The sequence below is a fragment of the Pseudorhodoferax sp. Leaf274 genome (assembly GCF_001422445.1).
Classification (GTDB): Bacteria; Pseudomonadota; Gammaproteobacteria; order Burkholderiales; family Burkholderiaceae_C; genus Pseudorhodoferax.
This window is the reverse complement of sequence record NZ_LMNA01000001.1, coordinates 509537-532638: the sequence shown is the minus strand read 5'-3', so window position 1 is coordinate 532638 and position 23102 is coordinate 509537. Positions and strand designations below refer to the sequence as shown.

21 protein-coding genes are annotated in these 23102 nt (G+C 71.3%); 11 read left to right on the top strand and 10 right to left on the bottom strand.

Translation table 11 applies throughout. From position 1 onward, the window contains the following. Positions 1–11 precede the first annotated feature (11 nt). Both ASF44_RS02360 and ASF44_RS02355 read left to right on the top strand, forming a co-directional pair. A complete protein-coding gene (locus ASF44_RS02360) occupies positions 12–1949 on the top strand; it encodes a PAS domain-containing sensor histidine kinase (RefSeq protein ID WP_056897541.1) in 1938 nt (645 codons plus the stop codon). Between the two features lie 77 nt (positions 1950–2026). Further along, entirely contained in the window at positions 2027–2425 is a 399-nt protein-coding gene (locus ASF44_RS02355; protein ID WP_082524470.1) for a response regulator, read from the top strand. 9 nt (positions 2426–2434) lie between these two features. Here ASF44_RS02355 and ASF44_RS02350 read toward each other — a convergent pair whose 3' ends face one another. Next, positions 2435–3475 carry a PHB depolymerase family esterase gene (locus ASF44_RS02350; protein ID WP_056898170.1) on the bottom strand — a complete coding sequence of 347 codons (1041 nt, stop codon included), beginning with the start codon at positions 3473–3475 and terminating at the stop codon, positions 2435–2437. Between the two features lie 205 nt (positions 3476–3680). Between ASF44_RS02350 and ASF44_RS02345 the strand changes: the two genes are divergently transcribed. The 6 genes from ASF44_RS02345 (at position 3681) to ASF44_RS02320 (ending at position 11851) form a co-directional block, all read left to right on the top strand. Further along, a complete protein-coding gene (locus tag ASF44_RS02345) occupies positions 3681–3896 on the top strand; it encodes a hypothetical protein (protein WP_235579104.1) in 216 nt (71 codons plus the stop codon). Between the two features lie 71 nt (positions 3897–3967). Further along, positions 3968–5422 carry an efflux transporter outer membrane subunit gene (locus ASF44_RS02340; protein WP_056897540.1) on the top strand — a complete coding sequence of 485 codons (1455 nt, stop codon included), beginning with the start codon at positions 3968–3970 and terminating at the stop codon, positions 5420–5422. Further along, a complete protein-coding gene (locus ASF44_RS02335; RefSeq protein WP_056897539.1) occupies positions 5419–6594 on the top strand; it encodes an efflux RND transporter periplasmic adaptor subunit in 1176 nt (391 codons plus the stop codon). The genes ASF44_RS02340 and ASF44_RS02335 overlap by 4 nt, the downstream gene beginning before the upstream one ends. Next, positions 6591–9752 (top strand): efflux RND transporter permease subunit, encoded by a 3162-nt coding sequence (locus ASF44_RS02330; protein WP_056897538.1) that lies wholly within the window; start codon positions 6591–6593, stop codon positions 9750–9752. The genes ASF44_RS02335 and ASF44_RS02330 overlap by 4 nt, the downstream gene beginning before the upstream one ends. Before the next feature lie 39 nt (positions 9753–9791). Beyond that, the gene (locus tag ASF44_RS02325) at positions 9792–10475 is read left to right on the top strand and encodes a heavy metal response regulator transcription factor (RefSeq protein ID WP_056898168.1); all 684 of its coding nucleotides are present in this window, start codon (positions 9792–9794) and stop codon (positions 10473–10475) included. After that, the gene (locus tag ASF44_RS02320; RefSeq protein ID WP_056897537.1) at positions 10472–11851 is read left to right on the top strand and encodes a heavy metal sensor histidine kinase; all 1380 of its coding nucleotides are present in this window, start codon (positions 10472–10474) and stop codon (positions 11849–11851) included. The genes ASF44_RS02325 and ASF44_RS02320 overlap by 4 nt, the downstream gene beginning before the upstream one ends. A gap of 1 nt (position 11852) precedes the next feature. On the opposite strand, the gene ASF44_RS02315 is transcribed toward ASF44_RS02320, so the two are convergent. The 8 genes from ASF44_RS02315 to ASF44_RS02280 form a co-directional block, all read right to left on the bottom strand. After that, positions 11853–12734 (bottom strand): DMT family transporter, encoded by an 882-nt coding sequence (locus ASF44_RS02315; protein WP_056897536.1) that lies wholly within the window; start codon positions 12732–12734, stop codon positions 11853–11855. A gap of 16 nt (positions 12735–12750) precedes the next feature. After that, on the bottom strand, positions 12751–13812 hold the full coding sequence (locus ASF44_RS02310; protein ID WP_056897535.1) for an ABC transporter ATP-binding protein: 1062 nt from the start codon (positions 13810–13812) through the stop codon (positions 12751–12753). A gap of 5 nt (positions 13813–13817) precedes the next feature. After that, positions 13818–14639: a carbohydrate ABC transporter permease gene (locus tag ASF44_RS02305; RefSeq protein ID WP_056897534.1), complete on the bottom strand. Its 822-nt coding sequence runs from the start codon at positions 14637–14639 to the stop codon at positions 13818–13820. Beyond that, positions 14629–15498, bottom strand: coding sequence for a carbohydrate ABC transporter permease (locus tag ASF44_RS02300; RefSeq protein WP_056897533.1), 870 nt, complete (start codon positions 15496–15498; stop codon positions 14629–14631). The genes ASF44_RS02305 and ASF44_RS02300 overlap by 11 nt, the downstream gene beginning before the upstream one ends. Before the next feature lie 10 nt (positions 15499–15508). Then, positions 15509–16828 (bottom strand): sugar ABC transporter substrate-binding protein, encoded by a 1320-nt coding sequence (locus ASF44_RS02295; protein ID WP_056897532.1) that lies wholly within the window; start codon positions 16826–16828, stop codon positions 15509–15511. 30 nt (positions 16829–16858) lie between these two features. Further along, positions 16859–17773, bottom strand: coding sequence for a dihydrodipicolinate synthase family protein (locus tag ASF44_RS02290; protein WP_056897531.1), 915 nt, complete (start codon positions 17771–17773; stop codon positions 16859–16861). After that, positions 17773–18504, bottom strand: a complete 732-nt coding sequence (locus ASF44_RS02285; protein ID WP_056897530.1) for a GntR family transcriptional regulator — start codon at positions 18502–18504, stop codon at positions 17773–17775. Before ASF44_RS02285 ends, ASF44_RS02290 begins: the two co-directional genes overlap by 1 nt. A gap of 88 nt (positions 18505–18592) precedes the next feature. Next, positions 18593–19015 carry an RbsD/FucU family protein gene (locus ASF44_RS02280; protein WP_056897529.1) on the bottom strand — a complete coding sequence of 141 codons (423 nt, stop codon included), beginning with the start codon at positions 19013–19015 and terminating at the stop codon, positions 18593–18595. A 115-nt stretch (positions 19016–19130) separates the two neighbouring features. On the opposite strand from ASF44_RS02280, the gene ASF44_RS02275 reads away from it, so the two are divergent. The 3 genes from ASF44_RS02275 to ASF44_RS02265 all read left to right on the top strand — a co-directional run bounded on the left by ASF44_RS02275 (position 19131) and on the right by ASF44_RS02265 (position 22581). Beyond that, positions 19131–20147, top strand: coding sequence for an aldo/keto reductase (locus ASF44_RS02275; RefSeq protein ID WP_056897528.1), 1017 nt, complete (start codon positions 19131–19133; stop codon positions 20145–20147). Positions 20148–20229: 82 nt separating this feature from the next. Beyond that, positions 20230–21048 carry an amidohydrolase gene (locus ASF44_RS02270; protein WP_056897527.1) on the top strand — a complete coding sequence of 273 codons (819 nt, stop codon included), beginning with the start codon at positions 20230–20232 and terminating at the stop codon, positions 21046–21048. 66 nt (positions 21049–21114) lie between these two features. Then, positions 21115–22581, top strand: coding sequence for a M20 family metallopeptidase (locus ASF44_RS02265; RefSeq protein WP_056897526.1), 1467 nt, complete (start codon positions 21115–21117; stop codon positions 22579–22581). Positions 22582–22588: 7 nt separating this feature from the next. On the opposite strand, the gene ASF44_RS02260 is transcribed toward ASF44_RS02265, so the two are convergent. Continuing rightward, positions 22589–23092 carry a YidB family protein gene (locus tag ASF44_RS02260; RefSeq protein WP_056898167.1) on the bottom strand — a complete coding sequence of 168 codons (504 nt, stop codon included), beginning with the start codon at positions 23090–23092 and terminating at the stop codon, positions 22589–22591. Positions 23093–23102 lie beyond the last annotated feature (10 nt).

Below are 23102 nucleotides of genomic sequence, written 5' to 3'. Positions count from 1 at the left end.
AACCCCGCCCCATGACTTCTCCGGCCATCCCCTCCACGCCGCTGGCCCAGCTCGGGGAGGAGGCGCGCTACCGGCTCCTGGTGGAGGCCATCACCGACTACGCGATCTACATGCTGGACACCGAGGGCCGGGTCGTCAGCTGGAACGCCGGTGCACAGCGGCTCAAGGGCTACGCGCCGGCGCAGGTGCTGGGCCAGGATTTCTCCCGCTTCTACACCGAGGCCGACCGGCTGGCCGGCCTGCCGGCGCGCGCGCTGGTGACGGCCGCCACGCAGGGCCGCTTCGAGTCCGAGGGCTGGCGCCTGCGCAGGGATGGCAGCCGCTTCTGGGCCCTGGTGGTGATCGAGCCGATCCGCGGCGAGGACGGGTCGGTCATCGGCTATGCCAAGGTCACGCGCGACCTCAGCGAGCGCCGCGCTGCCGAGGAAAGCCTGCGCCGCAGCGAGGCGCAGTTCCGCATGCTGGTGCAGGGCGTGACCGACTACGCCATCTACATGCTGGACACGGAGGGCCTGATCGCCAGCTGGAACGCCGGTGCGCAGCGCATCAAGGGCTACAGCGCCGCGGAGGTCGTGGGCACGCATTTCTCGCGCTTCTACCGGCCCGACGACCGTGTGCGCGGCGAGCCGGCCAACGCGCTGGCCACGGCCGTGCGCGACGGCCGCTTCGAGGCCGAGGCCTGGCGCGTGCGCAAGGATGGCAGCGAGTTCCGCGCCCACGTGGTGATCGACCCGATCCGCGACGACGCGGGGCGCACCATCGGCTTTGCCAAGGTCACGCGCGACGTGACCGAGAAACGCGCGGCCCAGCGCGCGCTGGAGCAGGCGCGCGAGGCGCTGTTCCAGTCGCAGAAGCTCGACGCCATCGGCCAGCTCACGGGCGGCGTGGCGCACGACTTCAACAACCTGCTGATGGTGGTGATGTCCAGCCTGAGCCTGGCCAAGCGGCGCCTGCCCGACGATCCCAAGCTGGTGCAAATGATCGACAACGCCCTCGACGGCGCACGGCGCGGTGCGGCGCTGACGCAGCGCATGCTGGCCTTTGCGCGCCGCCAGGACCTGCAGCCCACGGCCGTGCACCTGCCCACGCTGGTCGACGGCATGGCCGAGCTGCTGGCCCGCAGCCTGGGCAGCGGGGTGCAGGTGCTGACCGAACTTCCGCCGGGGCTGCGCGCGGTGCGCGTGGACGCCAACCAGCTCGAGCTGGCGCTGCTGAACCTGGCCGTGAACGCGCGCGACGCCATGCCCGATGGCGGCCGGCTGCTGCTGCAGGCGCACGAGGAGGACGTGGCCATCGACGGCCTGCTCGCGCCCGGCCGCTACGTGCGCCTGGCGGTGGTCGACAGCGGCAGCGGGATGGACGCGGCCACGCTGGCGCGTGCGACCGAGCCCTTCTTCACCACCAAGGGCGCGGGCAAGGGCACCGGCCTGGGCCTGGCCATGGTGCATGGCCTGGCAGCGCAGTCGGGCGGCCGGTTCACGCTGCAAAGCCAGCCGGGCCAGGGCACCACGGCCACGCTGTGGCTGCCCGTGGCCGTCGAAGGCGATGTGGCACAGGGGCCGGCGCACGAGGCCGCGGCGCCCGCCGCCACGCGGCCGCTGCGCGTGCTGGCCGTGGACGACGATGCGCTGGTGCTGGCCAACACCGCTGCCCTGCTCGAGGAGCTGGGCCACACCGTGCTGCAGGCCGGCTCGGCCGAAGAGGCCCTGCGCATGCTGGGCGACGACCCGCGGATCGACCTGCTGGTCAGCGACCACGTGATGCCGCGCATGACCGGCGCGCAGCTGGTGGCCGCCGCCCAGCAGGTGCGGCCGCAGTTGCCCGTGGTGCTGGCCACGGGCTACGCCGAGCTGCCGGCCAGCCTGCCGTTCTCGGCCGTGCGGCTGGCCAAGCCCTTCGACCAGGCAGAGCTGGCGCAGGCCATCGTCCGCGCGCTGGCGGCCGGCTGACTGCGGCGCGCCGGGACCCGATCGCCCGGCCACGTCCTACGCGCAGCTGCGCCCCTGCGCGGCTGCCTGCGCAGACGATGCCGCGCAACATCCGGATGATGGACCGTGCTGCTTCTCCCCTGGTCGTCTTTCTGGTCGAAGACAACGCCCTGATCCGCGACAACCTGATCGTGGCGCTGGAAGAACTCGTGGACATGCGCGTCGTGGCCTGGGCCGAATCGGAGGGCGCCGCCGCCGACTGGCTGCGCGAGCATCCCGATGGCTGGCAACTGGCCGTGATCGACCTGTTCCTGCGCGATGGCTCGGGACTGGGCGTGCTGCAGGCCTGCCGCGAGCGCAAGAGCCGTCAGCGCGCCGTGGTGCTGACCAATTACGCCGATGTCGACATCCGCGCCCAGTGCCTGGCGATGGGTGCCGATGCCGTGTTCGACAAGTCCACCGAGCTCGACGCCTTCCTCGAATTCTGCGAACGCTGAGGCGCGCGCTCAGCGCCGGCGCGCGAACTGGCGCTGCGCGAACGCCCAGACCAGCCGCGAGGCGTCCGGCCCCTTCGGATCACCGTAGGACTGCGCGGCCGCCCCGCCGCTCCAGGCGTGGCCCAGGGCCGGAATCTCCACCAGCGACGCCACGGTGCGCTGGCGCACGCGGTAGTCGGTGACCTGCATGGCGTGGCGCTTGCCGCGTTGCACCGCGCGCACTGCGCGCGGCAGGGCCTGAGCCGCCTGGGCCCAGGCCAGGGCCGCGGCCTCGCCGTTGCCCGGCGCCACCACACGGTCGCGCCCGCCCTGGATCACCAGCAGCGCAGGCCAGCGCGCCAGCATGTCCTCGGGTGTCGCGGCCAGCGCGTCGGTGGCGCCGTGGCCGGCCATCGCACGCAGTGCCGAGGCGGTGCTGTCCGCCCTGCCCGGCGCCACGCCCGAGTGCATGGCCACGGCCTGGAAGCGCTCAGGGTAGCGCGCGGCCACCAGCGCCGCCATGCCCGCCCCGGCCGACAGGCCGGCGATGGCCACGCGCGTGCGGTCGCCGCCGTACAGCGTGCACACCTGGTCGACCGCCTGCAGGATCAGGGCGGCCTCGGCATAGGCGCGCTGCGTGCGCGTTTCATACCAGTTCCAGCAGCCGTTGGGATTGGCCAGGCGGTCCTGCTCGGGGTAGAGCACGGCGAATCCGGCACGTGCGGCGAGCAGGTGCATGCGTGTGCTGTCGGCAAAGCGCGCGGCGTTCTGGTCGCAGCCGTGCAGCATCACCACCACCGGGATGCGTTCGCCCGGTTTGCGGCCGGCCGGCAGGAACAGCCGGTAGCGCCGCTTGCCCACCGGCGCCACGGCCACACCCACCAGCCAACGCCCGGCCGAGGGCTTGGCCGGGGCGGCCGCCTTGGCCAGCGTGCGCACGGTCCGCGGCTTGGCAGGCTGGACCGCCTTGGCCGGGGCCGCCTTGCGGCGGCGCGGCTTGGGCGACATCAGCGGGGTCAGGCTGCTGGTGAACAGCCGCGTGAGGGTCTTGAGGGTCTTGCGTCGGAGCATGGTGTGTGGGATGGCGGCCATGGAAGGGCGGGTAGCCACACACGCCTTGCACCCAGTGTGCCAGCCCGGTGTGGCAGGGCCCGCGCAGGGCGTTGCCTACGTCGTGCGGGCCGCGGCCCTGCCCCCGAATCGGCCTGCGCCTACACCGCAGGCCGCGGGGGCGGGCAGACCATGGAGCCCTGTTCAACGGCACACAGGAGTTCGGATGTCCAAGAAGCCTTCTTCCACCCGCAGCGACATGGACGGCGATCCGCAGGCCCAGGCCCACGGCAAGGTCGCCAACGACCGCAACCAGCCCACGCCCGGCGGCGCCACGCAGATCCACCAGTCGCAGCGCTCGCCGGCCAGCCGCAGCGACCGCGAGTCGCAGATCGGCTCGGGCAACCAGGTGCGCAGCCGGCAAGGCAACACGGGACGCTGATCCCGCGAAACTGACAGAACCGTCAGTTTCCTGACAGCGTGGCGGCCCGGGGCGGGCCCTAGAGTGAAACCATGTTCTGCCCGCCCCGCTCCACCGCCGCTGTGCTGGCCGCCTGCGCCCTGCTGGCGGCCTGCGCCGCCGGCCCCGACTACACCCGGCCCACGCTCGACCTGCCGGCCGCTTTCAAGGAGGCCGGCGACTGGAAGGCCGCGGAGCCGCAACCGGCCGGCAGCCGGCAGCCCTGGTGGACCGCCTACGGCGACCCCACGCTCGATGGCCTCGTGCAGGACGCCGAGGCCGCGAACCAGAACCTGCGCGTGGCCGAAGCCCAGTACCGCCAGGCGCAGGCGCTCGCCGATGCGGCGCGCGCCGCGCTGTATCCCACGGTCGGCGCCAACGCCGGCGCGGCGCGTGCGCGCAGCAACACCGGCGGCACGGTCCGCACCGGCAACACCGACACGCTGGGCCTGTCCGCCAGCTGGGTGCCCGACCTGTGGGGCGGCGTGCGCAGCGGCATCGCATCGGGCGACGCCAATGTCCAGGCCAGTGCCGACGACCTGGCCGGCGCGCACCTCAGCATCCAGGCCGCGCTGGTGCAGGACTACCTGGGCCTGCGCACCACCGACCGGCTGCGTGCGCTCTACGCCGCCACCACCGATGCCTATGCCCGCGCGTTGACGCTCACGCGCGCGCAGCGCGCCGCTGGCGTCGCACTGGCTTCCGACGTGGCCCTGGCCGAAAGCCAGCTTGCCAGCGCCCAGGCCGCAGCCACCGACCTGGACGCCACGCGCGCCTTGCTGGAGCACGCCATCGCGGTGCTGACCGGCCGCGCACCGGCGCAGTTCAGCCTGGCGCCGGTGCCGGCGTTCAGCGCCGCGCTGCCGGCCACGCCGGCCGGCCTGCCCTCGCAACTGCTCGAACGCCGGCCCGACATTGCCGCCGCCGAGCGCCGCGTGGCCGCCGCCAATGCCGCCATCGGGGTGGCGCGCGCCGCGCATTACCCGAGCCTGGTGCTCAGCGCCGGCGGCGGTTTCAGTGCGGCCGGCCTGGCCAGCCTGTTCAACACGCCCAGCCGTGTCTGGTCGCTCGGCGCAGCGCTGGCGCAGACCCTGTTCGACGGCGGCCTGCGCGACGCCCGCGATGCCCAGGCCGTGGCGGCCTACGACGCCGCGGCCGCCACCTACAAGCAGACCGTGCTGGCCGGCTTCCAGCAGGTCGAGGACAACCTGGCGACGCTGGCCGTGCTGGACCGCGAAGCCGCCTACCAGGACCAGGCCGTGCGCGCCGGCCAGGCGGCCGAGCGCATGGCGCTGGCGCAGTACCGCGGCGGCACCGCCAACTACCTCGCGGTGGTGACCGCCCAGACGCTGTCGCTGGCCAACCAGCGCGCGGCCGTGCAGCTGCGCGGCCGGCAGCTGGCCGCCAGCGTCGGCCTGGTGGCCGCCACCGGTGGCGGCTGGACCGCCGCCGAAGCCCTTCCCCCCGCCGCCGCGCAGACGGCACCCATGCCCAAGACCTCGCCATGAACCCGCCCCGTTCCATCCCCCGCCCGCGCACCGCATGGGCCGCCGCCGGCACGCTGGCCTTGCTGGCGCTGGCCGGCTGGCACGGCATCGACCGCCGCGCGCTCGCGGCCGACCAGCCGGCGGCCAAGGCCGCGCCACCCGTCGTGGCGACGGTGGCCACCGTGCAGCAGCAGCCCATGCCCGTCTACCGCAGCGGCATCGGCACCGTCGCGGCCACGCAGAGCGTGACCGTGAAGGCGCGCGTCGACGGCCAGCTCGACAGGATCGGCTTCACCGAAGGGCAGGACGTGAAGGCCGGCCAGATCCTCGCGCACCTCGATGCACGCGCGCTGCAGGCCCAGCTGGCCCAGGCCCGGGCCACCCGGGCCAAGGACCAGGCGACCCTGGCCAATGCGCGCGTCGACCTCGCGCGCACCACCCAGCTGATCCGCGACGACGCGGCCACGCAGCAGCAGCTGGACACGCAGAAGGCCCTGGTCGCGCAGCTGGAGGCCGCCGTGCAGACCGACGACGCGCAGATCGCCTACGCGCAGGTGCAGCTCAGCTACACGACGATCGTGGCGCCGATCGGCGGGCGCGTCGGCGCGCGCCTGGTCGACGTGGGCAACATCGTGCACGCCAGCGACACCACCGGCCTGGTGGTGATCAACCAGGTCGACCCGATCACGGTGGTCTTCACGCTGCCGGAGGAAGCCTTCCAGGACGTGAACCGCGCGCTGAACGCCAGCATCGCCAGCCACCAGCCGCTGGCCGTGCAGGCCACGCCGCGCACCGGCACCGGAGTGCTGGGCACCGGCAGCCTCACGCTGCTGAACAACCAGATCGACACCGCCAACGGCACGGTGCAGCTCAAGGCCCGGTTCCCCAACCCCACGCACGCGCTGTGGCCGGGGCAGTACGTGAACGTGCGCCTGCAGCTCGGCCAGCGGCCCGACGCGCTGACCATCCCGGCCCAGGCCGTGCAGCGCGGCCAGGACGGCACCTTCGTCTACCGCGTCGAGCCCGACGGCAAGACGGTGCAGGCGCAGCCGGTGACGGTCGCCAATGTCCAGGACGGCGTGGCGGTGATCGACCAGGGGCTGTCTGCCGGGCAGCAGGTCGTCGTCGATGGCCAGTACAAGCTCAAGCCCGGCGCGGTGATCACGGCGGCAGCGGCAGGAGCGCGCCAATGAGCGTGTCGTCCGGCTTCATCAAGCGCCCCATCGGCACCACGCTGCTGGCGCTGGCCATCCTGCTGGTCGGCATCGCAGTGTTCCCGCTGCTGCCGGTGGCGCCGCTGCCGCAGGTGGACTTCCCGACCATCCAGGTCTCGGCCAACCTGCCGGGCGGCAGCCCCGAGACCATGGCCTCGAACGTGGCGCAGCCGCTGGAGCGCCAGTTCTCGCTGATCGCGGGGCTGTCGCAGATGACCTCGGTCAGCGGTCTGGGCTCGACGCAGATCACGCTGCAGTTCGACCTGGACCGCGGCATCGACGCGGCCGCGCTCGACGTGCAGTCGGCCATCAACGCCGCCACCGGCCAGCTGCCGGCCAACCTGCCGAGCCCGCCGAGCTACCGCAAGGTCAATCCGGCCGATGCGCCCATCCTGATCATGTCGGTGCAGTCCAGGACGCTGCCGCTGATCGAGGTCAACGACTACGCCGACAACATCCTGGCGCAGCAGATCTCGCAGATCGCGGGCGTGGGCCTGGTCAACCTGGGCGGGCAGCAAAAGCCGGCCGTGCGCATCCAGGTCGACCCGGCCAAGATGGCCGCGCTGGGCATGAGCCTGGAAGACCTGCGCACCGTGGTCGCCAGCGCCACCGTGAACCAGCCCAAGGGCACGCTGGACGGGCACGACCAGAGCTTCACCGTCTACACCAACGACCAGCTGCTCAAGGCCGCGCCCTGGAACGACGTGATCCTGGCCTACAAGAACGGCGCGGCCATCCGCGTGCGCGACATCGGCGTGGCCGTGGACGCGGCCGAAAACAGCAAGATCGCCGGCTGGGCCTACGCCGGCGCCGGCGCGCCGAAGGACAGCACGCTGCAGAACGGCCGCGGCATCATCCTGGCGATCAGCAAGCAGCCCGGCGCCAACGTGATCGACACGGTGGACCGCGTGAAGGCCGCGCTGCCGCGGCTCAAGGCTTCGATCCCGCCGACGGTGGAGGTCAACACCCTGGTCGACCGCACGCAGACCATCCGCGCGTCGGTGCACGACGTGGAGTTCACGCTGGTGCTGACCATCGCGCTGGTGGTGATGGTGATCTTCGTGTTCCTGCGCAACATCCCGGCCACGCTGATCCCCAGCGTGACGGTGCCGCTGGCGCTGTGCGGCACGGCGGGCGCGATGTACCTGGCGGGCTTCAGCCTGGACAACCTGTCGCTGATGGCGCTGACCATCGCGGTCGGCTTCGTCGTGGACGACGCCATCGTGATGCTGGAGAACATCTACCGCTACATCGAGGAGGGCATGGCGCCGATGGAGGCCGCGCTCAAGGGCGCGGGCGAGATCGGCTTCACCATCGTCTCGATCTCCGTCTCGCTGGTGGCGGTGTTCATCCCGCTGCTGCTGATGGGCGGCATCGTCGGCCGGCTGTTCCGCGAGTTCGCGGTGACGGTCACGCTGACCATCTTCGTCTCGGTCGTGATCTCGCTCACGCTCACGCCCATGCTGTGCGCGCGCTTCCTGAAGAACGAGCACGCCACGCGGCATGGCAGGCTGTACCAGCTGTTCGAACGCGGCTTCGACAAGATGCTGGCCGGCTACAAGCGCGGCCTGCACGTGGTGCTGGACCACCAGTTCATCACGCTCATGGTGTTCTTCGCGACGCTGGTGCTGACGGGCGTGCTGTTCGTGATGATCCCCAAGGGCTTCTTTCCGCAGCAGGACACGGGCTTCATCTCGGGCTTTGCCGAGTCGGCGCAGGACTCGTCGTTCGCGGCCATGAACCGCCGCATGCTGCAGCTGGCCGACATCGTGCGGCAGGACCCGGACGTGACCGGCTTCGGCATGAACGGCAGTGCCTCCACCTACAACACCGGCAACTTCTTCATCAGCCTGAAGCCGCTGGACGAAGGCCGCACCGCCACGGCCGACGAGATCATCGCGCGGCTGCGGCCCCAGCTGGCCAAGGTGGAGGGCGCCAACCTGTTCCTGCAGGCCGGGCAGGACATCCGCGTCGGCGGGCGCGCCTCGCGCACGCAGTACCAGTACACCATCACCGACGCCAACCTCGACGAGCTGACCGCCTGGGCGCCCAAGCTGCTCGCGCGCTTCCAGCAGATCCCGCAGCTGCGCGACGTGGCCAGCGACCTGCAGAACGGGGCGGCCACCGCCACCTTGCGCATCGACCGCGACCGCGCCTCAAGCATGGGCATCTCGCCCGCGCTGATCGACGCGACGATCTACGACGCCATCGGCCAGCGCCAGGTGGCGCAGTACTACACGCAGATCAACAGCTACCACGTGGTGCTGGAGGTCACGCCCGCGCTGCAGCAGGACCCGGCCCTGTTCAGCAAGCTCTACCTCACCTCGCCCGTCACCGGCCAGCAGGTGCCGCTGTCGACCTTCGTCAGCCTCGACACCGACAAGACGGCCTACCTGTCGATCGCGCACCAGGGCCAGTTCCCGGCGGTGACGCTGTCGTTCAACCTGGCGCGCGGCGCGGCGCTGGGCGACGCGGTCGATGCGATCCACAAGGCGCAGGCCGACATGGGCCTGCCGCAGGCGCTGACCGGCTCGTTCCAGGGCACGGCCCAGGCCTTCCAGGATTCGCTGGCCAGCCAGCCCTACCTGATCGCGGCTGCGCTGGTGGCGGTCTACATCGTGCTGGGCCTCTTGTACGAGAGCTACATCCACCCGCTGACCATCCTCTCGACCCTGCCCTCGGCCGGCGTGGGCGCGCTGCTGATCCTGATGGCCGGCGGCTACGAGCTGACCGTGATCGCGCTGATCGGCATCATCCTGCTCATCGGCATCGTCAAGAAGAACGGCATCATGATGATCGACTTCGCGCTGACGGCCGAGCGCCAGCACGGCATGGCGCCCCAGGAGGCGATCTACCAGGCCTGCCTGCTGCGCTTCCGCCCGATCATGATGACGACCATGTGCGCGCTGCTGTCGGGCCTGCCGCTGATGCTGGGCCACGGCTCGGGCTCGGAACTGCGCCGGCCGCTGGGCTATGCGATGGTCGGCGGGCTGGTGCTGTCGCAGATGCTGACGCTGTTCACCACGCCGGTGGTCTACCTGTACCTCGACAGGGCACACTATTGGTTCGAGGCGCGCAAGGCCGCGCGTCGGGCCCGCAAGGCACCCTCCATGCTGCCGGCAGCCGACGCACACTGAGGGCGCGCCGTGAACTCGCTGACGTCGCAAGGGCAGCCCATGAAGATCCTGATCGTCGACGACGAACCCAAGACGGCAGACTACCTGTACAAGGGCCTGACCGAGCAGGGCTGCGCGGTCGACGTGGCGCGCGACGGCATCGACGGCCAACACCTGGCGCTGGTGCACGACTACGACGTGATCGTGCTCGACGCCATGCTGCCGGGCGTGGACGGTTTCACACTGCTGCGCGCGCTGCGCCAGGTCAAGCAGACGCCGGTGATCATGCTGACCGCGCGCGACCGCGTGGAAGACCGCGTCAAGGGCCTGCACGACGGCGCCGACGACTACCTGGTCAAGCCCTTCTCGTTCCTCGAGCTGCTGGCGCGGCTGCAGGCGCTGCAGCGGCGCGGCCGCACGCAGGAGCCGATGCAGCTGAAGATCGCCAACCTGCAGGTCGACCTGCTCGCGCGCAAGGCCTGGCGCGGCGGCGCGCGCATCGACCTCACGGCCAAGGAGTTCGCGCTGCTCGCGGTGCTGGCGCGGCGCCAGGGCGAGATCCTGTCCAAGACCGCGATCGCCGAGCTGGTGTGGGACATGCACTTCGACAGCAACACCAACATCGTCGAGGTCGCGATCAAGCGGCTGCGGTCCAAGATCGACACGGGCTTCGCGCCGCGGCTGCTGCACACCATCCGCGGCATGGGTTATGTGATGGAGGTGCGCGAGGAAGGGCCTGCATGAAGCGGGCCATCACGCGGCGGCTGGCCGGCATGTTCGCGCTGGCGGCGCTCGCCGCGTACTCGCTGGTCGGCGCCGTGCTCTACCAGGTGCTGGACCGCGAACTCACCGCGCACCAGGACGACGAACTGCGCGCCAACCTGCAGAACACGGCCTACTCCATCGCGCACGTGGCCGACGCCGAGCGCTGGGCGCGTGTGCAGACCCGCATGGACGCGATGACCCCGGCGGACGGCCGCGTGCGCTTCTGGGTGCTCAGCGACGACCCGCGCTTCCAGTACGGCAAGGGCCTGGACGCCTTCGAGCGCTTCAGCCAGGAGGGCGACGGCGCCGGTCGCATCGTCCTGCCCGAGAACCACGAGGGCTTTCGCACGCTGTCGCAACACATCGCGCCGCTGGGCGACCGGCCGGCCGTGCGGCTGATCGCTGGCATCGCCACCGCGCCGTTCGCGCACACGCTGCGCAAGTTCCTGAGCGCGTTGGTGGTCGTGGGTCTGGGCGCGACGGTGCTGGTCACGCTGCTGGGCTACTGGGTCGCCCGCGTGGGCTTGCGCCCGCTGGTACAGCTGTCCAACGAGGCGCAGGGCCTGCGGCCCAGGCTGCTGTCGCAGCGGCTGCCGACCGCAGACCTGCCGGCCGAACTCTCCGACCTGGCGCAGGCCTTCAACGGTGCGCTGGGCCGGCTCGAAGAGGCCTACCAGCAGCTCGAGGCCTTCAACGCCGACGTGGCCCACGAACTGCGCACGCCGCTGGCCAACCTGATCGGCGGCACCCAGGTGGCGCTGTCGCGCGAGCGCAGCGCGCCCGAGTTCCAGGAGGCGCTGCAGTCCAACCTCGAGGAGCTGGAGCGGCTGCGCTCCATCGTCAACGACATGCTGTTCCTGGCCCGCGCCGACCAGGGCGAGGCCGCGACGGGCCTGGTCGACACCTGCGTGGCCGACGAGGTCGCCAAGACCATCGAGTTCTTCGAGTTCGTGCTCGACGAGGGTGGCGGCACGGTGGACACCGAGGGCGACCGCGAAGCCCGGGCGCCGCTGGACACGGCGCTGTTCCGGCGCGCACTGTCCAACCTGCTGCAGAACGCGATCCAGCACGCGCCGCCGGGATCGCGGCTGGCGGTGGCGATCACGCCGCGCGACGGCGCGTTGTGGGTGGCCGTGCGCAACCCCGGCGCCCCGATCGCGCCCGAGCACCTGCCGCGCCTGTTCGACCGCTTCTACCGCGTGGACCCGGCGCGCCACGACAGTGGCGGGCACCACGGGCACGGGCTGGGGCTGGCCATCGTCAAGGCAGTGGCGCGCATGCACGGGGGCAGCGTGGCGGCCGACAGCCAGGGCGGGACCACGACGATCGCGTTCAGCGTGGCCTTGGGCGCCTGACTCAGCCGCGCCCTCGGGCGCCTGTGGTGGCCAGCGCAATGCCGGCCAGCACCGCCAGCAGGCCGGCCACGAGGTTCCAGGTCAGCGGCTCGTCCAACACCCAGGCGCCCACCAGGCCGGCCGTGACGGGGTTGACCGTGACCGACAGAGCCACCAGCGTCGGTGTGGTGTGTTGCAGCGCGAACGACCACAGGAAGAAGCCGATGGCACCGCCGAAGACGCCCAGGTAGACGATGGCCAGCCATTGCGGCCGGCCGAACTGCGCCACCGGGGCAAAGCTGCCATTGGCGCTGGCGCCCAGCAGCAGCACCAGTGCGCCTGCAGCCATCGCCAGCGTGGTGAAGGTCAGCGCGCCGGAGCGCCGGATCAGCGGGCGTGACCAGACGCTGTACAAGGCCATGCACAGGGCCGCGCCCAGCATCAGCAGGTCGCCGCGCCAGGCACCGGCTGGCGCCTGCGCCAGCCCGGCCAACAGGGCGAGCGCCACGCCACCCATGGCCAGCAGCACGCCGGCCGTCTTGCGCCGCGTGAGCGGCTCCACACCCAGCGCCGCAGCCACCGCCATGGTCAGCACCGGCAGGGCCGACAGCGCCAGCGCGCCGCGCGCCGCACTGGTGTGGCGCAGCGACGCATTGAAGAGCAGCGGAAACAGCGCGAAGAACAGCAGGCCCAAGGCCAGCGTGGCTGGCCAGTCGCGCCGCGCCGGCCAGGGCGCCGTGCCGCGCCAGGCCAGCGGAGCCAGCAGCAGCACGCCGACGCCGAAGCGGAAGCTGCCCAGCGCCAGCGGATCCAGCACGCCGGCCACATAGCGCGTGGCGCCGACGGCGGCCCCGCCCAGCGCGCTGGACAGCATGGCGGCCCCGACGCCCCACAACTCTCCCATGGGGATTCAGTCCGGGTCAGCCGATGCGCTGCTGCGTGCCCGCATCGAACACATGCACCAGCTCCGGTGCGATCGCCAGGCTGATCGCGTCGCCGGGCTTGACCAGCAACCGGTCGTGCACGAGGGCCTGCACAGGCTGGCCGTGCGATTCGCAGGCCAGCAGCGTGTCGGCGCCGCTGAATTCCACGACCTTGACCTCGCAGGCGATGCCGGGCGTGCCGGCGGCCTGCACCTTGAGATGCTCGGGCCGCAGGCCCAGCAGCACCTTGCGGCCTTCCAGGTTCTGCATGGGCGCGGGCAGGGGCACGGCCCCGCCCGGCGTGCCGGCGCTGCCGCCCTGCACCGTGGCCGGCAGCAGGTTCATCGACGGCGAGCCGATGAAGGTCGCCACGAAGGCATTGGCGGGCCGGTCGTACAGTTCCACCGGGGTGCCGATCTGCTCGACCAGTCCATCGCGCAGCACCACGATGCGGTCGGCCATCGTCATGGCCTCGACCTGGTCGTGCGTGACGTAGATCGAGGTGGTCTTCAGGCGCTGGTGCAGCGCGCGGATCTCGGTGCGCATCTGCACGCGCAGCTTGGCGTCCAGGTTGGACAGCGGCTCGTCGAACAGGAACACCTTGGGGTCGCGCACCATCGCGCGGCCCATGGCCACGCGCTGGCGCTGGCCGCCGGAGAGTTGCTTGGGCAAGCGGTCGAGCAGGGCGTCCAGCCCCAGCATGCGCGCGGCGCCGGCCACCTTGGACTGGATGGCGTCGGCTGCGGTGCCGGCGATCATGAGCCCGAAGCCCATGTTGTCCTGCACCGTCATGTGCGGATACAGCGCATAGGTCTGGAACACCATGGAGACCTCGCGCTGCTTGGGCGGCAGGTCGTTGACCACGGTGTCGGCGATGCGGATCTCGCCGGCCGTGGGCGCGTCCAGCCCCGCGATCATGCGCAACAGCGTGGACTTGCCGCAGCCGCTGGGGCCGACGAAGACCGCGAACTCGCCGTCGCCGATGGCGATGTCCACGCCCTTGATGACCTTCGTCTCCGCGAAGGATTTGGTGATGCCCGACAGGGTGACCGATGCCATGCTTTTTATCCGCCTTTCACGCCACCGGCCGTGAGGCCACCGACGATCTCTTTCTGAATCACCAGCGTGAGCACCAGCACCGGCAGCGTGACCAGAAGTGCCGCGGCGGCCAGCGGCCCCCAGGCGATCTGCTCGAAGGTCAGCACGTTGTAGATGGCGACGGGCAGCGTGCGCGTCTCGCGCCCGGCCAGCACGGCGCCGAAGATGAAGTTGTTCCACGAGAAGATGAAGGCCAGGATGGCCGCCACCGTGATGCCCGGCCGCGCCAGCGGCAGCGCGATGTGCCGAAAGCGCTGCCAGGGCGAGCAGCCGTCCATGAGGCCGGCCTCGTCGAGTTCCATCGGCAGCGTCTCGAAGTAGCCCGCCACGATGTAGACCATGATGGGCACGGTGATCACCAGGTGCGTGATGACCACGGGCGCCAGCGTGCCCGTGAGCCCCAGCGCCTGGAACAGCGAGAACAGCGGGATCAGGAAGCTGATGGCCGGCGTCATGCGCGCGATCAGGATGGTCAGCAGCAGCTTCTTGGCCTTGAGCCGCGCGATGCCGTAGCCGGCCGGCACGCCGATCAACAGCGCCACCAGCGTGGCCAGGCCCGAGACCGTGATGCTGTTCAGGAAGTACTGGAAGAACGGCCCGCTGTCGAACACCTTGCGGAAGTTGTCCAGCGTGGGCGGGCTCGGGATGAACACCGGCGGATAGGCCAGGTTGTCGACCTCGTTCTTGAACGCCAGCGACAGCATCCACAGGAAAAAGCCGATGGCCGGGGAGACGAGCAGGAACACGCACAGCGCCAGCAGCGCCTTGTCGATGAGCTTACGCGTCATAGCGGGACCGTTCCTTCAGCCAGAACAGCAGCAGGCTCAGGCTCACCACGAGCACGAAGAACACCACGACCACGCTGGACGCCTTGCCGATCTGGTAGAACGAAAACGCCTGCAGGTACAGGTACAGGTTGATGGTTTCCGACGAGGTGCCGGGCCCGCCCTGCGTGATCACGTAGATGGTGTCGAAGGTCTTGAGCGCGTCGATGAGCCGCACCACGGCGGCCACCATGATGAAGGGCATCAGCAAGGGCAGGGTGACGTAGCGCAGCGTCTGCCAGCGCGTGGCGCCTTCCATGTGCGCGGCCTCGAACGGGTCGGTCGGCAGCGAGGCCAGGCCGCCCAGCACGATCAGCATCACCAGCGGCGTCCACTGCCAGATGTCCACCAGCACCAGGCAGGGGATGGCCAGCATGGGCGAGTAGACCCACTCGCTGGGCGGGATGCCGACCAGCGACAGCAGGTAGTTGAGCACGCCCTGCTGCGGGTGGAACATCATGACCCACACCAGCGCGATGGCCACGGGCGTGGCCATCATGGGCAGCACGAAGGCGCCGCGCCAGAAGCCGCGGCCCGCGAACTTCTGGTTGAACACCAGCGCCGCCGCCGTGCCCAGCACCAGCGGCGCGATGACGGCCAGCGCCGTGAACACCAGCGTGTGCAGGATGGACACCAGGAAGCGCGTGTTCGTGGCCAGCTCGGCATAGTTGGCCAGGCCGACGAACCTGGACGCCGAACCGATCTTCCAGTCGAACAGGCTCATCCACAGCGTGAACATCCACGGGAAGACGATCACGGCCACCACCACCAGCACGGCCGGCAGGATGAACCACAGGAAGGGCGAGACGCCGCGCTTGCGCATGGGCCGCCGATCAGCTCTCGGACTTGGCCAGCACGGGCGCGAACTCGGCCGTGGCCTTCTTGAGTTCGGCCGCCACGTCGCCGCCCGTCAGCATGTTGTTGAGCGCGATGCCGTAGACGTCGCGGAACTCGGTCACGGGCTCGATGATGGGCAGGCCCGGCTTGGCGATGCGCAGCGACTCGGCCACGGCCGTGAGCCAGGCGGCCGGCACCTTGAGGTTGGCGATGGCCTCCTTGTCGCCATAGGCCGACAGCCGCACCGGCGCGCCCGAGCCCGTGGCCAGCATGCGCGCCTGCATGGCCTTGTTGGTGGCCCAGACGATGTAGAGGAAGGCCGCTTCCTTCTTCTTGGAGAACGATGAGACGCCGATGCCGTCGCCGAAGGTGGCCGAGACCTGGGCCTTGGGGCCGGGCGGCATCACGCCGTAGCCGACCTTGCCGACCACCTTGGACTTGGTGGCGTCTTCCAGCGGCGGCGCGAAGCCCGAGCCGTCGATCCACATCGCGGCCTTGCCCTGCAGGAAGAGGCTCTGCGATTCGTTCCAGTTGTAGCCCGCGATGCCGGCCGGGCCGGTGGTCTTGAGCAGGTCGCGGTACAGCGTGGCCGAGGCGATGGCCTCGGGCGTCTCGGTCGCGAGCTTGCCGTTGGCATCGAAGAACTGGCCGCCCCAGCCGAGGAAGAAGCCCGTCCACAGCGGCACGTTGGCGTTCTTCAGGCCGCGGCCGACGAAGCCCGCCACGCCGTTGGCCGGGTCGTGCAGTTTCTTCGCAGCCTCCAGGATCTCGGCGTAGGTCTTGGGGTAGGCCACGCCCTTGGCCGCGAACAGCTCCTTGTTGTAGTAGAGGATCCAGGGGTCCAGGTTCAGCGGCAGGCTGTCGATGCGGCCGTCGCTCTGCGTGGCGTAGAACATGCCGCCGGCCGAATAGTCCTTCTGGTCGAAGTCCGGCGGTGCGGCGCTGGCGAACATGGGGCGCAGGTCCTCCATCCACTTGCCCTTGGCGAACTGGCGCTTTTGCACGTGGTACGAGAGGTGCACCACGTCGAAGCTGGTGCGGCCCGAGTTGAACTCGATCACCGTCTTCTGGCGCGACTGCTGCTCGGGCATCTGCTCGGCGCCGACCTTGATGCCGGTCAGGTCCTCGAACTCCTTCTGGTGGCGCTGCAGCAGCTCGCCGCGCGGGCTCTTGATCAGGTGCACCTCGATGCTCTGGCCGGCGTAGCGCTTCCAGTCGAAGTTGCCCTGGGCGAAGACGTTGGGCAGGGTGCCGATCGCAGTGGCGCCGGCGGCGGCCTGCAGCAGTTCACGGCGCTTGAAGGCGGGATGGGTCATGGCTTGTCTCCGTTGGTGTCTGGTGGGGGGCTACAGGGTGGCGACATCCTGGCCCAGCGCACGGTAGGCCGCGCGCACGGCCTGTGCCTCGGTGTTTTCCAGGGGCGAGAGCGGGGCGCGCACATGCAGCCAGCCGTCGTCGCCCAGCTGCTCGGCCAGCGCGGTCTTGTAGGCGCTGACGAAGGGCATGTTGGGCCGCACGCTGAGCAGGGCCAGCAGGCCCCGCATGAGGGCCTGGTCGGCCGCCGCCACCTCGCCGGGCCGCGAGACCACGCGGCGCATCAGGTGCGGCGCCAGGTTGGCCAGGCCGTTGACCGAGCCGGCGCCGCCTTGCAGCATCACCGGCGCCACGTCCAGCTCGGCGCCCACCAACGTGCCGAGCTGCGGGAAGGCCTTGACCAGCGCCAGCGAGTGGGCGCGGTCGCCCGTGCTGTCCTTGATGCCGACCACCACGCCCGGATGCGCGTCGGCCAGCGTGGCGATGGCGGCGTGGCTGAAGCCCACGTTGCTGAGCGAGGGGAACTGGTACAGCAGCACGCGCAGTGCGTCGCTGCCGATGCCGTGGACCATCTGGGTGACGGCGTCCACCACGCCGGCATCGCGCGGGTGGTTGAAGTAGAAGGCCGGCATGTACAGCTGGCGCGTGCAGCCCAGCGCCAGCGCGTGGCGGCCCAGCGTGATGGCGTCGCCCAGCGCGCAGGCCGTGGTGCACACGATGAGCTGGTCGGGCCGCACGCCGTCGGCCAGCAAGGCCTCCAGCAGGGCCTGGCGTTCGGCCACGGTCAGGGCAGGGCCCTCGCCCGTGGTGCCGAACGGCGTGATGCCGTCGCTGCCGGCCGCCAGCATGCGGCGCGCCTGCGCCAGCGTGCGCGCGGTGTCGACGGCGCCGCTGGCGGTGAAGGCCGTGGCCAGGGCCGGCCACAGGCCGGTGATCGCGTGTGTCATCAGGAATGTCTCCTCTCGAAGGGGGTCAGCGCGGCCGCGCCGGGGCCGGCCAGCGCGCGGGCGCGGGCGCTGCTCAGGTGCGCCTCCAGCAGCCGCCAGGCGGTGTCGGCATCGCGCTGCCGCAGCGCGGCGATGAACTGCAGGTGCTCCTGCATGGCCGGCACGAGTTCGGCCGGCGTGATGACGGCCTGCTCCAGCCGGATCAGGCGGATGCGCAGGCTGTTGACGCGGTAGATCTCCGACACGATCTCGTTGCCCAGCGCATCGACCATGCGGTCGTGCAGGCCCCAGTCGACGGACTGGGCGTCGTCCAGCAGCGCGGCATCGGCCTCGCCGGCACGGGCGCGGGCCAGCACCTCCTCGTGCGCGGCGGCGATGGCGGCCAGTTCCGCATCGTTCACCACCGCCACGAAGTGCCGCACGGCCTCGCGCTCGATCATGGCGCGCAGCTGGAAGGCATTGCGCACGAGCTTCAGGTCCACGTGCGCGATCTGCAGGCCGCGCTGCGGCACGGTCTTGACCAGGCCGGCGGCCTCCAGCCGCGGGATCATCTCGCGCACCGCACCGAGCGGCATGTCGAGCAAGGTCATGAGTTCGCGCTGCGAGACGAACTGGCCGGGCTTGATGCTGCCGGCCAGGATCTGCTGCGTGAAGCCCTGGTAGGCGCGCGCGCGCTGGCTGGTCGGCTCTTGCGGGACCACGGCCAGGCGGCGACGCGAAGCGGCGGTCATGCCGCCGGGCCGCCCCAAGGCATGAAGCGCCCCCACGGGGGGCAGCGAAGGACACGCAGTGCCGAGCGTGGGGGCCTGGTGTGCCTGTTCACTTCAACACGCCCTTCTTCAGCAGGATGTTGGCGTAGGTGCGCGTGTCGCCCGTGGCCACGATGGCGAAGGCCTTGGCCGCGCGCTCGTAGAAGGCGTAGCGGTCCAGGGCGCCGGGCGCGGGCGCGCCGTGGCGGGCCAGCACATCGGTGAACTGCGCGACGGCCGGGGGCACCTCGTCGGCCCGGCCCACCACCTGCATGGTGCAGGCCGGCTGCGGCACGAAGTCGTCCAGCGGCAGCAGCGAGAGCACGGCGTCCAGCGCCGCGTCGGCCGCAATGCCGGGCAGGCGGATCAGGCGCTGGGCGTGCGTGGCGGCAGGGAAGAAGGCGTCGGCCAGCACGATCTCGTCGCCGTGGCCCATCGAGGCCAGCGCGTGCAGCAGGTCGGGCGAGAGCAGGGGCGAGAGGTTCTTGAGCATGGGCGGCGCATGGTGCCCAGCGCGGCGTCCTTCTCCCATCGGCACATGCCCTGTTGACGAACTGACATGTTAGTCATAGGGTCGGCAACATTTTTCTGTGGAAGGAGACCTGCCGATGCCGCACGCACCTGCGACGCGCTTTCCCGGCTGCGCCGACGGCCAGCGCCTGGGCCTGGGCGGCGCGCCGCTGGGCAATCTGTTCCGCGCCGTGCCCGAGGACCATGCCCAGGCCGTGCTGGCCGCGGCGCTGGCCGATGGCTGCCGCAGCTTCGACACCGCGCCGCACTATGGCAATGGGCTGTCCGAGCAGCGCTTCGGCCAGGCGCTGCGCGCGCTGCCGCGCGAAGGCTTCGTGCTGTCCAGCAAGGTCGGCCGCGTGCTGTCGCCGGATGCGCGGGCCGCGCGCGCGCAGAACGGCTATGTGGACGTGCTGCCGTTCACGCAGCGCTGGGACTATTCGGCCGCCGGCACGCGCCGCAGCGTGGAGGACAGCCTGCAGCGCCTGGGCCTGGCCCGGCTGGACGTGGCCTACGTGCACGACTGCGATGCCGCCACCCACGGCGCCGCCTATCCGCAGGTGCGGGCCCAGGTGCTTGGCGAGACGCTGCCCACGCTGCGCACGCTGCAGCGCGAGGGCCTGGTCGGCGCGGTCGGCCTGGGCGTGAACGACGTGCAGGTCTGCCTGGACGTGCTGGCCGGCGCCGAACTCGACTGCCTGCTGCTGGCCGGCCGCTACAGCCTGATCGACCACGGTGCGCTGGCCGCGCTGCTGCCGCTGTGCGTGGCGCGCGGCGTGCGCATCGCGCTGGGCGGCGTGTTCAATTCCGGCATCCTGGCCACGGGCGTGCTGGGGGGCGGCGAGCCGCGCTTCAACTATGCGCGCGCGCCGCAGGCGTGGATCGAACGCACGGCCGCCGTCGAGCGCACCTGCGCTGCACACGGTGTGCCCTTGCGCGCGGCGGCGCTGCAGTTTCCGCTTGCGCACCCGGCCGTGGACATCGTCGTGGCCGGCGCGCAGGACGTGGCGCAGTGGCAGGACAGCCGCGCCATGCTGGCCCACGCCATCCCGGCGGCGTTCTGGCAGGCGCTGCGCGCCCAGGGCCTGCTGCCCGCGCAGGCGCCCACGCCATGAAGGCCGCACGCCCATCGCTGCGCGTGTCGCGGCCAAGCCGACGGGCGGGTCCGCCGCTTCGGCCGGCCGGGGAGCCAACGGCATGATCGACGCCCACTTCCACATCTGGCGGCTGGACCGCGGCGATTACGGCTGGCTCACGCCGGCGCTGGGGCCGATCCACCGCGACATGGGCCTGGCCGACTGGCAGGCCGTGAGCGCACCCTTCGGCGTGCAGGGCGGCGTGCTCGTGCAGGCGGCGCCGACCGGGGCCGAGACGGAATTCCTGCTGCGCGAGGCGGCCCGCGTGCCCGAGGTGCTGGGCGTGGTCGGCTGGGTCGACCTGCTGGCGCCGGACGCGCCCGCGCGCATCGAGGCGCTTGCACGCCAGCCCAAGCTCAAGGGCCTGCGGCCCATGCTGCAGGACATTGCCGACCCGGACTGGATCCTCGACGGTGCCCTGCGGCCCGCGCTGGCGGCCATGGCGCGCTGCGGCCTGGTGTTCGACGCGCTGGTGCTGCCCGTGCACCTGCCGCGCATCCTGCGCCTGGCCGAGCGCCACCCGGACTTGCGCATCGTCATCGACCACGGCGCCAAGCCCGCCATCCCGGGCGACGCCGCGGGCTGGGCCGCCTGGACCGCCGGACTGCAGGCGCTCGCGGACGAGACCCCGGCCTTCTGCAAGCTCTCCGGCCTGTGGACCGAGGCCACCGCCGGCGCGCCCGTGGAGACGCTGGAACGCCATGCGCGCTGGCTGCTGGCGTCCTTCGGCCCGCAACGCTGCCTGTGGGGCAGCGACTGGCCCGTGCTGGAACTGGCGGGCGGCTACGGCGCGTGGCTGGCGGCGGCGCGGCAGTGGGTGGCGCCAGCCGACCAGGCCGCCGTCTTTGGCGGGACGGCACGCCGGGCGTACGGGCTCTGATCCACCGGCTGACGGCGCCCGCCCCTTGTGGTGCAATGCCCTCTTTGCGCCCTGGAGTGCCCCGCCATGAACGCCCGTGTTCCCGCCAACGTGCTCGATGCCACCGCCGCGCTGACCCATGCCACGCGGGCCTGGGACGAGGACATCGTCCGCCAGCTGACCGACTACATCGCCATCCCGGCCAAGTCGCCTTCGTTCGACCCCGACTGGGCCCAGCATGGCTACCTGGACACCGTGCTGCGCAACGCCGCGGCCTGGGTCGAGGCCCAGAAGGTGCCCGGCCTGAAGCTGGAGATCGTGCGCCTGGAAGGCCGCACGCCCGTGCTGTTCTTCGAGGTCGCGGCCAGCGGCACCCAGACCGCGCAGACCGTGCTGATGTACGGCCACCTGGACAAGCAGCCCGAGTTCAACGGCTGGCGCTCGGGCCTCGGCCCCTGGACGCCCAAGTACGAGGACGGCAAGCTCTACGGCCGTGGCGGTGCCGACGACGGCTACGCGGTCTACGCCAGCATCGCGGCCGTGCAGGCGCTCAAGGCGCAGAACGCGCCGCACCCGCGCATCGTCGGCCTCATCGAGACCTGCGAGGAAAGCGGCTCGCACGACCTGCTGCCCTATGTGGATGCATTGCGCCCGCGCCTGGGCGACGTGGCGCTGGTGGTCTGCCTGGATTCGGGCGCCGGCAACTACGACCAGCTCTGGCTCACCACCAGCCTGCGCGGCATGGCCAGCGGCGTGCTCAAGGTGGAGATCCTGACCGAGGGCGTGCACTCGGGCGATGCATCGGGCCTGGTGCCGTCGAGCTTCCGGATCATGCGCCAGGTGCTGGACCGGCTCGAGGACAGCGCCACCGGCCGCCTGCTGCCCGCCAGCTTCCATTGCGAGGTGCCCGCCGAGCGGCTGGCCCAGGCCCAGGCCACGGCTGCCATCCTGGGCGAGGAGATCTACAAGCGCTTCCCCTGGGCACACTACGACTGCGGTGGCGCCGTGCAGACCGCGCTGCCCACCACCACCGACCCGGTGCAGGCGCTGCTCAACCGCACCTGGCTGCCCACGCTGTCGGTGACAGGCGCCGAGGGCTTCCCGGAGCTGCGCAACGCCGGCAACGTGCTGCGACCCTACACCGCCTTCAAGCTCTCGCTGCGCCTGCCGCCGCTGGTCGAGGCGGGCGCGGCGGTGCAGGAACTCAAGGCCCTGCTCGAGGACAACGCGCCCTACCAGGCCCGGGTGACCTTCCAGGGCGAAGGCGGCGCCACCGGCTGGAATGCGCCCGCCACGGCGCCCTGGTTCGAGAACGCGCTGAACGCGGCCTCGCAGGCGCATTTCGGCGCACCCTGCGGCTACATCGGCCAGGGCGGCACGATTCCGCTCATGAACATGCTGTCGGCAGGTTTTCCCTCGGCACAGATGATGGTCTGCGGCGTGCTGGGTCCCAAAAGCAACGCCCACGGCCCCAACGAGTTCCTGCACGTGCCCTACGCCAAGAAGCTCACGGCCGCCGTGGCGCAGGTGATCGCGGCCTTCCCGGCTGCGTAAGGCCTCTTCAGCGGCGCTGGCCGAAGGCTTCCAGCATTCCGAACAGGCCCTCGTTGCCGCCGCCCTCGCCGGGCTGCGGCAGCTGGCCCTGCGGCGTCATCCGGTTCACCAGGCCGGGCAGGATCTGCGACAGCTGGCTCGCCAGGTCGCCGCCGCCGATGCCCAGTTGCCCGCCGAGCTCCGACAGCCTGTCCTGGCCGAACACCTGGCCCAGCTGGTCGGCCGAGACGGGACGGTTCTGGCCCGTGCCGATCCACGAGCCCAGCACGTCGCCCAGGCCAGCCTGCTGGAACTGCTCGACCAAGCCGCCCAGCGGGCCGCCGCCCGCCTGGGCCGGGCGACCCTGGCCACCGGCCAGCAGGCCCATCAGCACCTGCAGCAGCTGCGGGTTGCTGGCCAGCGCACCCAGGATGCCGCCCAGGCCGCCCTCGGCGTTGGCGTGGGCGCCAGGCTGCTGGGGAGACTGGCCGCCATTCAGGACGGAACCGAGCACGGAATCGAGAAGGCCCATGGTTGCCTCG

Excerpts from the sequence above, each read along its gene's own strand:
- ASF44_RS02360 (WP_056897541.1), top strand. The coding sequence starts at position 12 with ATGACTTCTCCGGCCATCCCCTCCACGCCGCTGGCCCAGCTCGGGGAG.
- ASF44_RS02355 (WP_082524470.1), top strand. The coding sequence starts at position 2,027 with ATGCCGCGCAACATCCGGATGATGGACCGTGCTGCTTCTCCCCTGGTC.
- ASF44_RS02350 (WP_056898170.1), bottom strand. The coding sequence starts at position 3,475 with ATGCTCCGACGCAAGACCCTCAAGACCCTCACGCGGCTGTTCACCAGC.
- ASF44_RS02345 (WP_235579104.1), top strand. The coding sequence starts at position 3,681 with ATGTCCAAGAAGCCTTCTTCCACCCGCAGCGACATGGACGGCGATCCG.
- ASF44_RS02340 (WP_056897540.1), top strand. The coding sequence starts at position 3,968 with ATGTTCTGCCCGCCCCGCTCCACCGCCGCTGTGCTGGCCGCCTGCGCC.
- ASF44_RS02335 (WP_056897539.1), top strand. The coding sequence starts at position 5,419 with ATGAACCCGCCCCGTTCCATCCCCCGCCCGCGCACCGCATGGGCCGCC.
- ASF44_RS02330 (WP_056897538.1), top strand. The coding sequence starts at position 6,591 with ATGAGCGTGTCGTCCGGCTTCATCAAGCGCCCCATCGGCACCACGCTG.
- ASF44_RS02325 (WP_056898168.1), top strand. The coding sequence starts at position 9,792 with ATGAAGATCCTGATCGTCGACGACGAACCCAAGACGGCAGACTACCTG.
- ASF44_RS02320 (WP_056897537.1), top strand. The coding sequence starts at position 10,472 with ATGAAGCGGGCCATCACGCGGCGGCTGGCCGGCATGTTCGCGCTGGCG.
- ASF44_RS02315 (WP_056897536.1), bottom strand. The coding sequence starts at position 12,734 with ATGGGAGAGTTGTGGGGCGTCGGGGCCGCCATGCTGTCCAGCGCGCTG.
- ASF44_RS02310 (WP_056897535.1), bottom strand. The coding sequence starts at position 13,812 with ATGGCATCGGTCACCCTGTCGGGCATCACCAAATCCTTCGCGGAGACG.
- ASF44_RS02305 (WP_056897534.1), bottom strand. The coding sequence starts at position 14,639 with ATGACGCGTAAGCTCATCGACAAGGCGCTGCTGGCGCTGTGCGTGTTC.
- ASF44_RS02300 (WP_056897533.1), bottom strand. The coding sequence starts at position 15,498 with ATGCGCAAGCGCGGCGTCTCGCCCTTCCTGTGGTTCATCCTGCCGGCC.
- ASF44_RS02295 (WP_056897532.1), bottom strand. The coding sequence starts at position 16,828 with ATGACCCATCCCGCCTTCAAGCGCCGTGAACTGCTGCAGGCCGCCGCC.
- ASF44_RS02290 (WP_056897531.1), bottom strand. The coding sequence starts at position 17,773 with ATGACACACGCGATCACCGGCCTGTGGCCGGCCCTGGCCACGGCCTTC.
- ASF44_RS02285 (WP_056897530.1), bottom strand. The coding sequence starts at position 18,504 with ATGACCGCCGCTTCGCGTCGCCGCCTGGCCGTGGTCCCGCAAGAGCCG.
- ASF44_RS02280 (WP_056897529.1), bottom strand. The coding sequence starts at position 19,015 with ATGCTCAAGAACCTCTCGCCCCTGCTCTCGCCCGACCTGCTGCACGCG.
- ASF44_RS02275 (WP_056897528.1), top strand. The coding sequence starts at position 19,131 with ATGCCGCACGCACCTGCGACGCGCTTTCCCGGCTGCGCCGACGGCCAG.
- ASF44_RS02270 (WP_056897527.1), top strand. The coding sequence starts at position 20,230 with ATGATCGACGCCCACTTCCACATCTGGCGGCTGGACCGCGGCGATTAC.
- ASF44_RS02265 (WP_056897526.1), top strand. The coding sequence starts at position 21,115 with ATGAACGCCCGTGTTCCCGCCAACGTGCTCGATGCCACCGCCGCGCTG.
- ASF44_RS02260 (WP_056898167.1), bottom strand. The coding sequence starts at position 23,092 with ATGGGCCTTCTCGATTCCGTGCTCGGTTCCGTCCTGAATGGCGGCCAG.